General features: G+C 49.0%; 11 protein-coding genes. 1 reads left to right on the top strand and 10 read right to left on the bottom strand.

The genetic code is table 11. The features are described 5' to 3' along the window. The first annotated feature begins 19 nt into the window (after positions 1-19). The gene (locus DWZ40_RS06420) at positions 20-1594 is read left to right on the top strand and encodes a helix-turn-helix domain-containing protein (protein ID WP_118541873.1); all 1575 of its coding nucleotides are present in this window, start codon (positions 20-22) and stop codon (positions 1592-1594) included. A 62-nt stretch (positions 1595-1656) separates the two neighbouring features. On the opposite strand, the gene DWZ40_RS06415 is transcribed toward DWZ40_RS06420, so the two are convergent. The 10 genes from DWZ40_RS06415 to DWZ40_RS06370 form a co-directional block, all read right to left on the bottom strand. After that, entirely contained in the window at positions 1657-2877 is a 1221-nt protein-coding gene (locus DWZ40_RS06415; RefSeq protein WP_118541872.1) for an MFS transporter, read from the bottom strand. 304 nt (positions 2878-3181) lie between these two features. Then, positions 3182-3610: a hypothetical protein gene (locus DWZ40_RS06410; RefSeq protein ID WP_118541870.1), complete on the bottom strand. Its 429-nt coding sequence runs from the start codon at positions 3608-3610 to the stop codon at positions 3182-3184. Positions 3611-3830: 220 nt separating this feature from the next. After that, positions 3831-4667 carry a TPM domain-containing protein gene (locus DWZ40_RS06405; RefSeq protein WP_118541868.1) on the bottom strand — a complete coding sequence of 279 codons (837 nt, stop codon included), beginning with the start codon at positions 4665-4667 and terminating at the stop codon, positions 3831-3833. Between the two features lie 16 nt (positions 4668-4683). Next, positions 4684-5775: a hypothetical protein gene (locus tag DWZ40_RS06400; RefSeq protein ID WP_118541866.1), complete on the bottom strand. Its 1092-nt coding sequence runs from the start codon at positions 5773-5775 to the stop codon at positions 4684-4686. Positions 5776-5788: 13 nt separating this feature from the next. Then, on the bottom strand, positions 5789-7300 hold the full coding sequence (locus DWZ40_RS06395) for an SPFH domain-containing protein (RefSeq protein WP_118541864.1): 1512 nt from the start codon (positions 7298-7300) through the stop codon (positions 5789-5791). Between the two features lie 427 nt (positions 7301-7727). Beyond that, the gene (gene htpG / locus DWZ40_RS06390; RefSeq protein WP_118541862.1) at positions 7728-9728 is read right to left on the bottom strand and encodes a molecular chaperone HtpG; all 2001 of its coding nucleotides are present in this window, start codon (positions 9726-9728) and stop codon (positions 7728-7730) included. 361 nt (positions 9729-10089) lie between these two features. Then, positions 10090-11103 carry a sugar ABC transporter permease YjfF gene (locus DWZ40_RS06385; RefSeq protein WP_118541860.1) on the bottom strand — a complete coding sequence of 338 codons (1014 nt, stop codon included), beginning with the start codon at positions 11101-11103 and terminating at the stop codon, positions 10090-10092. Then, the gene (locus DWZ40_RS06380) at positions 11103-12164 is read right to left on the bottom strand and encodes an ABC transporter permease (RefSeq protein WP_118541858.1); all 1062 of its coding nucleotides are present in this window, start codon (positions 12162-12164) and stop codon (positions 11103-11105) included. The genes DWZ40_RS06385 and DWZ40_RS06380 overlap by 1 nt, the downstream gene beginning before the upstream one ends. A gap of 2 nt (positions 12165-12166) precedes the next feature. Beyond that, entirely contained in the window at positions 12167-13684 is a 1518-nt protein-coding gene (locus DWZ40_RS06375) for a sugar ABC transporter ATP-binding protein (RefSeq protein WP_118541856.1), read from the bottom strand. A 205-nt stretch (positions 13685-13889) separates the two neighbouring features. Beyond that, positions 13890-14969, bottom strand: coding sequence for an ABC transporter substrate-binding protein (locus DWZ40_RS06370; protein WP_118541854.1), 1080 nt, complete (start codon positions 14967-14969; stop codon positions 13890-13892). Positions 14970-15210 lie beyond the last annotated feature (241 nt).

Genomic DNA, 15210 nt, shown 5'->3' with positions numbered 1-15210 from the left:
GAAAGGATCAGACGTTTTTATGGACATCATGTATATCCTCCAGAGCATGGAAAACACCATACTGGAGCAGCACATCACGCAAACAGACCGGGAATTCCAGGGGATCATCCTCTTAAAAAACCAGGCAAAGCTTCTGGAAGATTATCTCTATATCGGCTATTATCCCGACGGGATCCGGCTTTTACAGGCATGTCCGGACACTTCGTCCATTACCATGTTTCTTGCAGCAGAAGACGTCAACCAGACCAGGCTTCCCGACTGCAAAAACCATAACATCATCGTTTCGGCACTCGATCTGTTTGAACTGTACAACCGTATCAACATCATTCTGTGCAACTACCGCTACTGGAGCAGCACACTCCGCGAAGCCCTCTGCGATGGTCTGACCCTGCCCCAGCTTCTGAACACTGCATCGGAAATGATCCATTCCCAGATTTATTTCTTAAATTCCGGTTTTAAGCTGATCGTCGGAAGCCCCAAAACGTATTTTGAGGAACCGCTCGGAGCAGAACTGACTTCCCACGGAAGCCTGCCATTTGCCTACGCCCAGAAAATCCAGGATACCTTTGCCGCGCATCCAAAAGATTCCTGCTGTTCGTTTACGCTGGATCATGGCGAACTTTATTTTATCTGTCGCATCCAGACCGACAGCCATCACACGGTTACTGCTCTTCTGGCCGTAAACCCACAGTCAGATCATACAGATTTCCGCCATCTGCTGATGGATTTCTGCGATATTGCAGCACACACGCTCCGGGAAAATCTGGAACTGCTGATCAATCAGGATGCGGTCTGCGCCCAGTTTTTTAAAGATCTGACCGAGCAGCAGCTGACCGATGAAACCCAGATCGCAAAGCGCCTTTCCCGTCTTGCCTACCCGGTTAAAAATTTCTGTGCCTTTATTCTGATCCGCCCAGAGACAGAACCGCAGCACAACGAAAATCTCAGTTATCTGATGCAGCAGCTGCAGAGCATCTTTCCGGAAACCAATATGGCCATCTGCGGAAGCGATATTGTCATTCTCTTTTCACAGGAAGAACGGCCAAATGGCAGGCTGGATTTTGACTACGACCGCCTGACCGCATTAATGGAACAATTTCAGGCCCACGCAGGCGTCAGCAATGCCTCCAGGCAGCGATCCCGCCTGTATACCCTCTACTCCATCGCATCCGCAACCATCCGGATTGGCTGTAAGCTGCACCGTTTTTCGGAAAACGAGCGTGTCTTTTCCTATGAAGATTACAGCATGTACTACATCATCGACCTTTGCGCAAGCAAATATACAGAAACGCTGCACCACAACGACCTGATCTATCTGATTCACCCTTCTATCATTAAGATCTGCCGTTATGATGCAGCGCATAAATCGAATCTGCGCGATGTCCTGTACTACTATCTGCTCTGCGGCTGCAGCCTTCATAAGACTGCCGCCACCATGTACATGCACCGCAATACGGTTATGAATAAATTAAATAAAATCAATGAAATTGCGGAAATCCCGCTGGAAGATGGTTATACCAGACACCGCATGATCATGTCCTGCCTGATCATGCGGTATTATGAGGATTATCTCGGGCTGACCATCCGCCTGTAGTCTGATATCACGTTATCTTTTACACATTTGGCATCTTTCTGTATTTATGCCGTTTCGACTGTTTATGCTTTTTCCTCTGTTTTCGGTGCGGTACCGCTTCCGGCTGACTTGATCATCTTCGTACCAAACAGGAATACCAGAACCATGGCTGCAAGAGCTGCCACACCGGTTATGGTATAGCTGGTCTCATAACCCGTAGCAGAGATCAGAGCACCCAGTGCTGTACCGGAAATGATGGACAAAACATCCGTCGACAGATAGTTTGTCGCATGCACAGCACCCTTTTCCGTTACGTCACAGTTTTTAAACAGGTAAATGGAGATAACTCTGGAATACTGAACACCGATCAGGCTCAAGATTTCACCAACGGCAAACATCGTGTAACCGGTTGCGCGTCCCACAATGATATTACCTGCACCGAGAAAGATATACAGGGTACAGAGCACTAATTTCGGGTCAATGATATCGCAAAGTGCAGCTGCCGCAAATCCAGTGATCGGGGTAACGAATGCACCAAGCTGTAAGATCGATGCAATGTCAATGCCGCGCTCCTGCGCCAGCACATTATCGAACTGGTTATGCATCTGCCATCCGAATACAACCAGAGAAAGAAGCAGGCAGATCGGAATGTAGGATACCTTTAGGGAAGAAAGCATACCGCCTCTCTTTTTCGGGGTTGCAGCAAGGACTCTCGGGTCATTGAAGTCAAGGAACAGAACAAGAACTACTGCTGCAATGGTAAATCCGCAGCATACGAATGCTACTGCAAGCGGACCATGACTCTGATAAATGTTAACAGAAAGTGCTTTTGCATAGGTTTTAAAGAACTGCTGTACCAGTGCCAAAATCGCATACGTCGTACCCATGGCTCTCTTGTCCATCATCATAGCCACAACAGCCGGAAGGACGATACCCACGAAAGACCAGCCAATGCCGTAAATTGCACGGGCAATGATGAAGTTCGCGTTTCCGCTCAGGCCAAAGGTACTTAAGATGAGACAGGTCAGCATACGCAAGAACAGAACACCGATCAATGCCACTTTCTTTTTCTGGGAGTCAGCAAGCGCACCTGCCGGCATACGGACGATCATTCCGGCAATGGAATAGGCTGAAGCCGCAACACCGATGGAAGCAACAGCGATGCCAACGGATTTCGCTGCCATATTGGTATAACCGCTTACCATGTTGTTTACACAGTCTGACAAAATCTGAATGATAATGATCAGCACTAAGTTTCTGTTTAAAATGTCTCGAAATTTGATTTTGTTACCTTTTTCACCCATACCAATTCTCCTTTTCGTTTTATCGCAGCTGCATATCGTATGTTGACAAAATCCCCCTTTCGATGCGCTGCTGGTTTTCTCTTATACCTATTTATTAAGCAATTTTTGTGCCAGGTCTGTAAAATAAGTTTCGATTTTGGCATAAAATGTAAATTCCCTGTAAAATAAAAAGTCTCTTATGGAAACCGGTATGTCTTTCACACCCTTCCACAAGAGACTTTTCAATTATTTTCTGCCTTGCATGGATCTTGTTTTATCTTATTTTTGTCGTCTTTCCCTGTTTCATGGAAACGCAGCATGAAGTTTACGCGATATTCTGACCGCCCTCTGCACAGATTTCCTTTGCGCTGCGCGCATCGTGGGAAAGCCCGTCTGCATATTTCCGGATGATCTCAGCTGCATAACGGATCAGTTCCGGATTTTCATTCTCCTCGATCGGCAGATTGCCATTTGCCTGCTCAAGCAGTTTCTGAAGCGCATTGGCAACCCACAATAACTTCGGAAGGCAAACCGGATGCTGCGCCTCATGGCACACCTGCATGCTGCTTTCCTGTTCTTCTTTGTTGCCAATCATAACCGTATGATATTCCCCATCTTCGCTCAACCAGATTTCATCTGTGCTTTGGGTTTTTAAAAGACTGCCCAGGCAGATTTCCTGCTCATCCTGGCCTGTCAGAAATTTTTCCTCGGATTCCAAAATCAATTCTGCCAATTTCTTTATGCCTTTGTACATCTGTCTTACCTCTTGTCTAACCTAAGATTGTATACTGCGTCCAAAACGCACGTTTATTTTATCTATTATAAGGAAATGAAAGAATTTGGCAAGTAAGATTTCTGTTCTTTTTTTAAGACATAACTTTTTTTCTGCTCATATTACTTTTTTTATTTTATCATTTCGCAGCAGCCGCCATTCCCCGGAAGTTTTCCACGGTTGTTCTTCTCCATCCGGGCTGTCAGAATTTCCCTCCGCCGCCTCCATGGCTCCGCCCGGAAGAAGAAGTATGCATGCTGCTTCCGCCTCCACTTCCGCCTGAACGCTTCGGCTGCTGTTTCGGTGTTCTGCTCACGTGCCGGTACAAAAAATAATCGCCCCGGTTTGTAACCTGAAAACTTCCTTCCCGGACATAGTTTTCTGCCTCCCGCTGCATCCGGACACTCTTTAACTGTCCTTTATAGACTCCAACGATCAGCAAAGCGCCGCCGAAACCAACCAGAATGGAAATCGGAAGCCAGATGGGCGACAAAAGATTTCGCGGCATTGCGCCGGTATCATAAGGCTTTCCTTTTTTCGCCTGTGCAATGAAACGATCACATTGTGAAATGTATGTTTCAAAAGCTTCCAAATATGCACCATCTGCAAGCTTCGGTGCAATCTGTTCCCCGATATACTGAATTCCTGCATCGGTAAATACGGTTGCTGCATAACCAAATGTGGAAATGTACCAGTCCCGGTCTTTCAGACTCACAAGCAGAAGAAGACCGTCTTTCTCATCGCCGTAACCATAATCACAGCTATCATAGAGATCATCCGCATATGCCTGCACGCTCTCGCCGTAAAAAGTTTCTACGAGCACTGCGGTAACATCCAGATTCTGCCTGTGGCTGATTTCATCCAGTTCTTCATTTAATTTTTCTGCGTCGCCTTCCGCCATAATTCCATCCGGATTCTGAAAGCGGCTGTATTCCTCGGAAAATCCCGCTGTATCGGCAAATACCGGAATGCATCCAGACAGGATGGTGAGACACATCGCAAGCAGGAGCACTGCATACCGTTTTTTTATTTTCATCATGTTGTCTTACCTCCCGCTACATTCCTGCAAACCATAAGATCCACCGCAGGATATAAAATACCACGGCAATGATCACGGTCAGTTTGATCGTCATCCGCGTCGCTGCATGTTTGTCAACCGGAAGATCACCCACAAACTTTCCGGTCTGTCCGTTCATGGCAAACAGATACTGTTTTCCCTCCCAGGTCGTATTTAAGATCCAGACCGGAAAGAGGGCATACTGCGCACTCCCGTCATGAAGCTGGACACTGCTGTTCTCAGCCACAACCGTGGCATAGCCGGTCACCGTCTCCTCAAACGCACGCTCCACTGATTTTTTCACCCGTTCATTGGCACGCGGAGCACTTTTTTCCGAATCCACATCGTAGCGGTCTGCCAGATACCCCGCCAGGTACGCAGGCTGAAAAGGAACTGCCTCACGGACATCGAATGGCTCGATCGATTCCATCAGATCATCCGGGATCTTGGAGTCACCATCGACCGGCACCCGCTCAAACCCGATCTTACCACCGCGGTTGACCAGATAAAAGCTGGTCTCCGTGTAATTGTACCGGCTGTCGCTCCAGAAACGGGTCCGGGTCGTACGATAGCGGATATTCGCATCCGCCTCCGTGTTAAACAGCCAGAATGGAACATAAATTCCCCGGATCTCATCGATATGGTTCTGATCCTGAAAAATCTTCGGAAGAAGTTTTTTCCTCTCCAGATGTTTTTTCAGCCCTGCTTTCGCCGCTTTTTTATCCAGCTTGAAGGGAATTACGATATCCGGACGCAGGGCGCCGGAAAGTTTTCCGGTCATAACGATCGGATTTCCGCAGAACGGACAGGTCGATGCCGCCGTGTTTTCGTCTGCTACGATCTCACCGCCGCAGGATTCGCAGTGGTAAGTGTTCAGTCCCTGCTCCTCGCCTTCCTGCCAGGTACTGCCCTCTGCCTTTTCCCACTGCATATCATCGGTCTTTTCTTCTTTCAGGGTCGTGTCGTACTGCTGCAATGCTTCAATTTCAAATTCCGTGTCGCAGTACGGACATTTCAGCTTTTGCGCCTTGCTGTCAAAGCGGATTCCACCGCCACAGCAGGGACACTTGTATTCCTGTAGTTCTCCCATGTAGGTTCCTTTCTTATCTCACGATATCCCCATCATCAAACACATCTCCACACTCTGGGCAGAATTTCGGCGGATGTGCCGGGTCTTCCGGTTCCCAGCCGCACTTGTCACACTTATACAGCAATGCGCCTGCCGGTTTCTTTGCTCCACAGTTGGTACAGAATTTTCCCTTGTTCACCGTTCCACAGGAACAGGTCCAGCCGTCTGCGTCTGCAGGCTTCGGAGAACCACACTCCGGACAGAACTTGCCCGTTGCCACAGTGCCGCACTTTGCGCAGGTCCAGCTTCCGGCAGGCTGCATCTTCGGCTCTGGCTTCTTCGTGCCGCACTCCGGGCAGAATTTACCGCTTACCGTTGCACCACAGGAACAGGTCCAGGTGTCTGCCGCGTCCGCCGTTGCAGACTGTCCGGCTGCAGGCTGCTGTCCTGGAGCGAACTGCTGTCCGTTCTGTCCAGCGCCAAACACTTGTCCCTGCATCGGCTGTCCACCTCCAAACTGCTGATACTGCCCCTGCTGCCCCATCGCAAACAGATTCTGCGCACTTGTGCCGCCTGCACCATTCATCGCCATACCCATGCCCATAAATCCGGTCATGGCACCGCCGCTGTTGGCTGCTGCCGCCTTCATGGCATCGATCTGACCGCCGACCAGACGGGCTGCCGCTGTGTTCGGGTTGGTCGTCATGGCATTTTCCTCCCACTCGGTCAGCTTCTTTCTCTGGTCATCCGGAATGCTTAAGGAATTGATGTTGACAGAATAAACCTCAATGCCACGTTTCTGCCGCCAGCTGCTGGAAAGCACCTCATTTAACGCATCCGAAATTTCCATGGTATGTGCCGGAATCTCGTAATACTGGATCCTCTGCGCAGAAAGCTTTGCCAGCGCCGGCTGCAGGGCATTCATCATCTCGCTCTTTAAGCGGGCCGCGATCTCGTCGCTGTCGTAAGTGTCTGTCACATTTCCGCACACATTCGTGTAAAACAGGATCGGATCGCAGATCCTATAGGTAAACAGACCATTGCAGCGAATGTCCACTGACAGTTTATAGCCCATCTCCTCACTCACGATCACGCGGAACGGAATCGGGGTTGCCGTTCCAAACAGAATTTCTCCAAGTTCCTTGGTGTTGATGTAGTACACCCGCTGGTCCTTTGCTATATCGCCGCCGTATGTAAAACGCCTGCCGATCAGCTTAAACGTTTCCTTGATGCTGTCTCCCAGGTTTCCGGTGAAAATACTCGGCTCGGTAGAGCTGTCATACGTGAATTCGCCCGGCTCCGCACAAACCTCTACCACCTTTCCCTGCTCCACAATCAGCATGCACTGGCCGTCTGCCACCGCAATGCCGCTGCCGTTGGAAATGACGTTATCGTTTCCCTTTGTATTAGAAGAACGGGAAGATGTGCGTTTCTGCCCCCGTTTCACCAGAATATCTTTCTCCAGGGCGTCGCAGTAGAAAAATTCCTTCCACTGGTCTGCCATGCTTCCTCTAAATGCCTCCGATGCTGCTCTGATCAGTCCCATACGCGTATCTCCTTCCGCAATCTGTTTTCTTCATTCTACCATAACTTCTCCCATATAAACAATATCGCACAGTAACAAATAGAAGGTCCGAGCGTGTACGAAAAAACCTGCAACCATTACTGATTTGGCCGATAGTTATCCTATTTTCGCCGTTTCAGTAATGGTTGCAGGTTTTTTATATGTAATGGAGCCAGTATAGTAGGAAGCCCCCGCCCCGCCATGCGTAACCGCATTCTTTTAGCGAATTTTGCCCGTTTTGTGAGCATAGCGACCGTTTCGGAGCTCTGTCTGAGCGAACGCAGTGAGCGAGTTAGCGGAGGAACGGTCAATAGGCGGCGGAGCAAAACGGGCGAAAATTCGCGTGAATGCGGTTATGCATGGCAGGGCGGGGGCTTTCGGACTTATTGATATTTACTGTGTTAAACTGTTACTTCTCGGCGAGCATCATCATAATCTCATTGGTGCGTGCCACGAATCCGGTCATGCGCTCCGGGCTTAAGCTGCCGTGTGCCAGCAGAGCCAGGTCGTAGAGCTGCTCACAGATCTTGTTGGTGTTCTCGCCGTCTCCGTGGTTCAGGACATACTGTACCAGCTTGTTGTTTGCGTTTAAGACGAGGGTCTCGCCTGCGCCGCCAAACATAGACGGATCCATACCGTACATGTTGTACATCTTCATCATATCCTGCATACGGCGGGTTTCCTCGGATACAGTCAGCATGGAGGAGATGTTCTCATCTTTCAGCTTTTCCACCTTGATCTCCAGCTTGTCGTTGCCGAGTGCTTTCTTGAAGGTCTCGGTCAGGGTTTCGGAAGTTTTCTTGAATTCTTCGTCATCTTCCTTAACTTCTTCCTTGAAGGTGCTGTTTAAGTCTGCATCGATACGCAGGAACTTTAAGCCCTCGTTCTTCTGCTCTAAGTGACCAATGAACGGGCTGTCGATGCTGTGCGGCAGGATAACAGCGTCCAAGCCTTCCTTCTTGAACATGTTGATGTACTGACTCTGCTCCTTCTCGTCGGTTACATAGAAGACGGTGTTCTCATGCTTCTCTTTATTCTCCTCCAGGCAATCCTTTAAGGTTAAGTACTTGCCGTCCAGGTTCTTAAAGAGGATGTAGTCGTTCATCTTCTCTGCGAATTTCTCATCCTTGATGCAGCCGAATTTGATGAACGGAGCGATGTCATCCCAGTATTTCTCGTAGTTTTCACGGTCGGTCTTGCACATACCACTTAACTTATCGGCTACCTTCTTGGTGATGTAGTCGGAAATCTTCTTTACAAATCCATCGTTCTGCAGGGCACTTCTGGAAACGTTCAGTGGCAGATCCGGGCAGTCGATGGCGCCCTTTAACAGCATTAAGAATTCCGGAATGACTTCCTTGATGTTATCGGCAATGAACACCTGGTTGTTGTACAGCTTAATAGTTCCCTCGATGGAATCGTACTCGGTGTTGATCTTCGGGAAGTACAGGATACCCTTTAAGTTGAACGGATAATCCATATTTAAGTGGATCCAGAACAATGGCTCCTTGTAGTCGTGGAAGACCTTGCGGTAGAAGTCGCGGTATTCCTCGTCGGTGCACTCGTTCGGATGCTTGCTCCAAAGCGGGGTGGTGTCGTTTAATGCAACCGGGCGTTTGAGGATTTTGTATTTCTCTTTTGCTGACTCGGTCTCAACGGTCTCTTTCTCGCCGTTCTCGTTTTCTTTTTCTTCAGTCTTGGCTGGCTCTACAATGGTCTCGATGATGGTGTCCTTGTCCGTCAGCTCGTCCTTCTCGATGGTCTCATACTGCGGCTCTGCCTTCTCGTTGTTTAAGAAGATCGGCACTGGCATGAAGGAGCAGTATTTCTCCAGGACCTCTCTTGCGCGGTACTCGTTGGAGAACTCATAGCTGTCTTCGTTTAAGTACAGGGTAATGGTGGTTCCCTGCTCTGCTTTCTCGCCGTCCTTCATCTCAAAGGTCAGACCGCCCTCGGACTCCCAGTGAACCGGCTTGCTGCCCTCTTTGTAGGAGAGAGTGTCGATGGTTACTTTATCAGCTACCATGAATGCAGAGTAGAAGCCTAAGCCGAAATGACCGATGATCTGATCTTCGTTGGCTTTGTCTTTGTATTTCTCCAGGAAATCCTGAGCGCCGGAAAATGCGATCTGGTTGATGTACTCTTCTACCTCAGCCTCGGTCATACCGAGACCGTTATCGGTGATGGCAATGGTCTTGTCGTCCGGGTTTACGGTAACCTGTACCTTGTACTCCATATCCTCCGGCTTGGTGTACTCGCCCATCAGTTCCAGTTTCTTTAACTTGGTGATGGCATCGCAGCCGTTGGAAACCAGCTCACGATAGAAAATGTCGTGGTCGGAATACAGCCACTTTTTAATGATCGGGAATATATTTTCACTGTTAATCGATAAATTACCTGTTCTGCTCATAGCTAACACTCCTTTTCCATTCTAAAGCAGGGCATCTTTGGTTCCATGCTCCGAAAGTTCCCGGCACATGGGATGATAATTCGTTCCTGTCCACGCATGCGTGCCCGGCAACGAAAAGTCGGAATTCCATTCCTGTTTTCGCCCTTGTCATAACGGTATTTTAATACCTTAGAATCGAAAAGTCAATAAAAAATCAGCACTCATTTGTGTTGAGTGCTAATAATTTATACTTTTTTTATTTTTCGCCAAACTCAATTCAACGTGAAAAGCAGGTAGATTTCCCGATATACGAGGAAAGCCAAGCGGCCGGTTTCTGATTTCCCACCAGAAACCGACCGCCATCATATCATTCACCTATCGTTTAATCTTTCTTTTTAATCATGGCAAGTACGGACTGCAGCACGATGAAGAAGCACAGGAGTGCTGCAATCGTGATACGGGTCCACCAGGAGGATAAGGTTCCCTGGAAAGTAATGAATGCCTCGATCGTTGCCTTGATCAGAACACCGAACAGGGTTCCGATTACGTTGCCGACACCACCGGTTAAGAGGGTGCCGCCGATAACGGAAGATGCGATCGCATCCATCTCAAAGCCTTTTGCCTGCTCCACGAAGCCGCCCAGAGTATTTAAGCAGAACAGGATACCGCCGACTCCGCAGAGGAATCCGTCCAGCACATACGCTTTTAATTTCACGCGGCGTACATTTAAGCCCATCATCAGGGCGGACTGCTCATTGCCGCCGACTGCGTAGATGCTGCGGCCAAATTTGGTATAACGCAGCATGATAAACGCAAGGATCAGAATGATCAGCGCGATCACAACGGTCGGGTAAATGTACGGATAGATCATGACGCCCTTCCGGTTTACGTAGCCGCCAAACGGAAGGTAGATCTTGGCTTTTGCCCATGCCATGAAAGTTTCATTGGTAATACTGATCATGTCCTTGGAGATGATCGCGGTCATACCTCTGGCAAAGAACATTCCGGCCAGGGTCACAATGAATGGCTGGATATCCATATAAGCTACTAAAAATCCCTGCACCAGTCCAAATACAATGCCGGTTACCAGCACGATGATGACGGCCGGAACTGCACCGATCTGTGCACGCTCCATCATCCAAGCCAGCATCATGCAGGCCATCGCTACAAACGAGCCGACGCTGATATCAATGCCACCGGTGATCATGACGGTGGTCATGCCGACACCAATGACGATCAGTCCGGCATTGGAGATAAACAGGTTTAAGAAGTTCTGGGTCTTTGCAAAGCCCTGCTCTTTAAAAACAATACATCCGATGGCATACATAACAAAGAACAATACGATCGTGATCAGCAAAAGGAAGCTGGTCTGGTTCAGCTTTTTTTTCTGTTTCATTATGCAGCCTCCTTTCCTGCGTTCATCTGCGCGTCTTTTTTCTGTGCGAGGGACTTACGCCATTTCGCAAAGCCCGGGGACTGAAGGGCCACGATGATGACTACCACGATTGCCTTGTAGACCGGAACCTGGTCCGATGAAACATGCATGGCGTAAAGGGTGGTCGTCAGCGCCTGGATCGTATAAGCACCAATGATCGAGCCTGCCAGTGAGAATTTACCACCGCCTAAGGAGTTTCCGCCGATCGCTACGGCCAGGATCGCATCCAGCTCCATGTTCAGACCAATGTTGTTTGCATCTGCAGAGTAGATACGGCTGGAAGCGATCAGACCGGCCAGACCGGAGCAGATTCCACAGAATGCATATGTAAGGAAGACGATCATCGTTGATTTGATGCCGACCAGCCTGGAAGCCTTTGCATTGATGCCGACAGACTGGATATACAGGCCGAGCGCCGTCTTCTTTAAAATCAGCGATGTCACGATCACCATAAGCATCGCCACAATGAACGGGGTCGGTACCGGAACATGCGGAAGGAAGCTTCCTAATACCTTGTAACTTTCCACACGCACGTAGGTGATCTGACCGTCGGTGATCAGCTGTGCGATTCCGCGGCCTGCTGTGAACATGATCAGGGTTGCCACCATCGGCTGGATCTTTAATTTTGCAACCAGGACACCGTTAAAGCATCCGATCAATGCGCCGATCACAAGGGCTGCGAGGAAACCAAGGATCAGCGGGCATGCATATTCGGTTGCCGCGCGCTCACCGCCAGTCAGAAGGTTACAGCATACCGCTGCACTCACTGCCATGATCGCACCTACAGAAATATCGGTACCTGCGGAAGCCGATACCACCAGGGTCATGCCGATCGCCAGGATCACAAGCTCGGATGCGCGGTTGATGATATCAATGATATAGCCGTAAAGAACGCCGTCACGGACTGAGATTGCAAAGAAGTCCGGCGTTGTCATGACGTTGACGAAAAGAACGAGCGCCAGGCAGAAGATCGGCAAAAACAATCTCTGCGATGTCAGTTTTTTGATATTGAATTCTTTCATAGTTACTGCCCCCCTGCGATCGTTGTCATAATGGAAGCCTGGTTCATCTCCGCGCCGCTCAGTTCTCCGACCTTCGCGCCGTCACGCAGGACGATCATGCGGTCGCAGGTACGCAGCATTTCTTCTACCTCGGAAGAGATGAATACAACTGCCATTCCTTTTTCTGCCAGTTCCACGACCAGCTTCTGGATCTCGGTCTTGGTTCCGACATCGATGCCTCGTGTAGGCTCGTCCAGAACCAGGAAATCCGGGTTGGTCAGCAGCCATCTGCCGATGATTACCTTCTGCTGGTTTCCACCGGACAAGGATTTGATCGGTGTTTCCCGGCTGGCTGTCTTGATCTGAAGCATGTCGATGTATTTGTCGGTGTATTCCTCCTGCTGCTTTCTGCTTAACAGATGGAAGATTCCCTGCTTTGCCTGAAGTGCGATAATGAGATTTTCCCTTACCGACAGATCAGCGATGATGCCTTCGTTTTTCCGGTCTTCCGGCAGGTATGCCATTCCGCGGTTCATGGAATCCAGCGGATGTCTGGAGATCAGTTTCTCTCCTTTTACTTCCAGTTCACCGGTGTCCGGTTTTTCTGCGCCATAGATCACGCGGACGGTCTCGGAACGTCCGGAACCAAGCAGTCCGGTCAGACCAATGACTTCGCCTTTGCGGATGACCAGATCGAACGGCTTGATGTAGCCTTTCTTTCCGACACCTGCCGCTTTGATGACAATGTCAGCGCCATCGAAGTTTCGTTCTTCTTCTCCGCTGTGCTTGATCGCAGCCAGATCGTCGAAGTCTTTGCCCATCATCTTTGCTACCAGCTGGAAACGCGGCAGCTCTGCAGTCGTAAACTGTCCGACCAGCTGTCCGTTTCGAAGTACCGTGATCTTATCGCAGACCGCATAGACCTGCTCCAGGAAATGCGTGACAAAAATGATTCCTACGCCTTCGCTCTTTAATTTCCGCATCAGAACGAACAGCTTTTCTACCTCATTGTCATCCAGGGAAGAGGTCGGCTCATCCAGGATCAGGACCTTCGCAGACATATCCACGGCCCGCGCGATCGCGATCATCTGCTGGATTGCGATGGAATAATGGTCGATCGTCTGTGTGACATCGGCATTGATATCCAGACTTTTCAACAGCTCTCCTGCTCTCTTATTCATGGTCTTCCAGTCGATCAGACCGCCCTTTCTCGGCTCTCTGCCGATAAAAAGATTCTCTGCGACGGAAAGGTTCGGACAGAGGTTTACCTCCTGATATACCGTGCTGATTCCTCTCTGCTGTGCCTCCTGAGGGCTCCGGTTTACTACAGGCTGATCGAATCCGTCGATCATGATCTGTCCTGTCTCAAATTCCTCCACGCCTGTCAATACCTTGATCAGGGTAGATTTTCCCGCACCATTTTCCCCCATGAGTGCGTGGATCTCACCCTTTTTCAGTGTAAAATCCACATTCTGCAGAGCTTTTACGCCCGGGAATGTTTTATAAATCCCTCTCATTTCAAGAACTGATCCTTGTTCCATAAAAGCTTTGCCTCCTATCATTTCATCTTGCCTGCTCCAAACGTTGTTGCTACTCCTCGAAAAACGAACAGCCCTATTTCCAATCCCATAAAGTCAAAAAGTGCAGAACCGGAAGCCTACGCCTCCGGCTCCGCACTTTGTATTCTTCCTGACGGAACTCACGTTTCTTTTGCCATTCCGCTCAATTCCGGATGGGTGTTTCTAATTAATATGCTCTGTCTTTCAGAATGTTTTCCAGATCCATGGATGTATCGAAATATGCCTCGTCTACGTACTGGATCTTCTCTACGCTCTCGCCTTTTTCCAGTTTCTGGATGATCTCAGCTACACGCGGTCCATGAAGCGGGTTGCACTCGAAGGTTGCGTTTAAGTCGCCCTTGATCATGGATTCAAATGCCGCCTTAACAGAGTCGAAACTTACTACGATGATGTCGCCTTCCGGACCACAGGTCTTGCCTGCTGCGTGGATCGCATCGATCGCACCAAATGCCTCGTTATCGTTCTCACAGATGACAACGTCGATATCCGGGTAGCTCTTTAAGAAGGACTCCATAACTTCCTGACCTTTTGCCTGGGTGAACTCACCAGACTGTCTGTCTAACATCTTCCAGTTGGAGTGCTCTTTTAACTTGTTATCCATACCTTCGGTACGGCCAACCTGTGCAGAAGCACCGATGGTACCCTGAATGGTTACCATGTTGATCTCTTCTTCGCCGCGTCCCTGGTCTTCCAGATATTTTGCAAGCCAGTCACCACAGGTCTCGCCTTCTTTTACGAAGTTACCGCCTACCCATGCCTCATACAGGGAGTCATCGGAAAGCTGCATCTGACGGTCAGAAAGGATAACCGGGATTCCTGCTTCTTTTGCTTCTTCCAGAACGGTTTCCCAACCAGTCTCTACAACCGGTGCTACTACGATGTAGTCAACTTCCTGCTGAATGAAGGAACGGATTGCCTTGATCTGGTTTTCCTGTTTCTGCTGTGCATCGTCGAAGATCAGCTTATAGCCGTTCTCTTCGGTAAAGGTAGATTTGAAAGACTCCGTATTTGCAGTTCTCCAGTCAGACTCTGCACCAACCTGTGCATAACCAACGGTGATCAAATCTCCGCTTGCTGCTGCCTCTTCCTTAGATTCTTCTGCTTTCGCCTCAGTCTCTGCTGGTGCCTCGGTCTTAGCCTCTTCCTTCGGAGCTGCGGTTGTCTCAGCAGGCTTGCTGCCGCCGCAAGCGGTAAGAGAACCTACCATAGCTGCTGTAAGTGCGATTGCTGTGAGTTGCTTTTTCATAAATACCTTCCTCCTTTTTGAATATGTTTTCGTATCCATATCGTAATTTCATTATAAAAAAAAGCCCTGTTTTTTGAAACAGAGCATTTTTTGAAAAAATGGGATTATTTTACTGTCTTTTCGAATTCTTTTGAAATTTTTTCCCGTTTTCGGGAAATCGGTGTGTTTTTTTTAAGAAGAAGTGTGTTTTCTTTTGATTTTATCTGTTTCTATATGTTTTTAAGTGATGAAGCTTCCAGTC

Origin of the sequence: Clostridium sp. AF32-12BH, from assembly GCF_003477935.1 — a bacterium.
Classification (GTDB): Bacteria; Bacillota; Clostridia; order Lachnospirales; family Lachnospiraceae; genus Brotaphodocola.
This window is presented reverse-complemented; position numbering and strand designations above follow the sequence as displayed.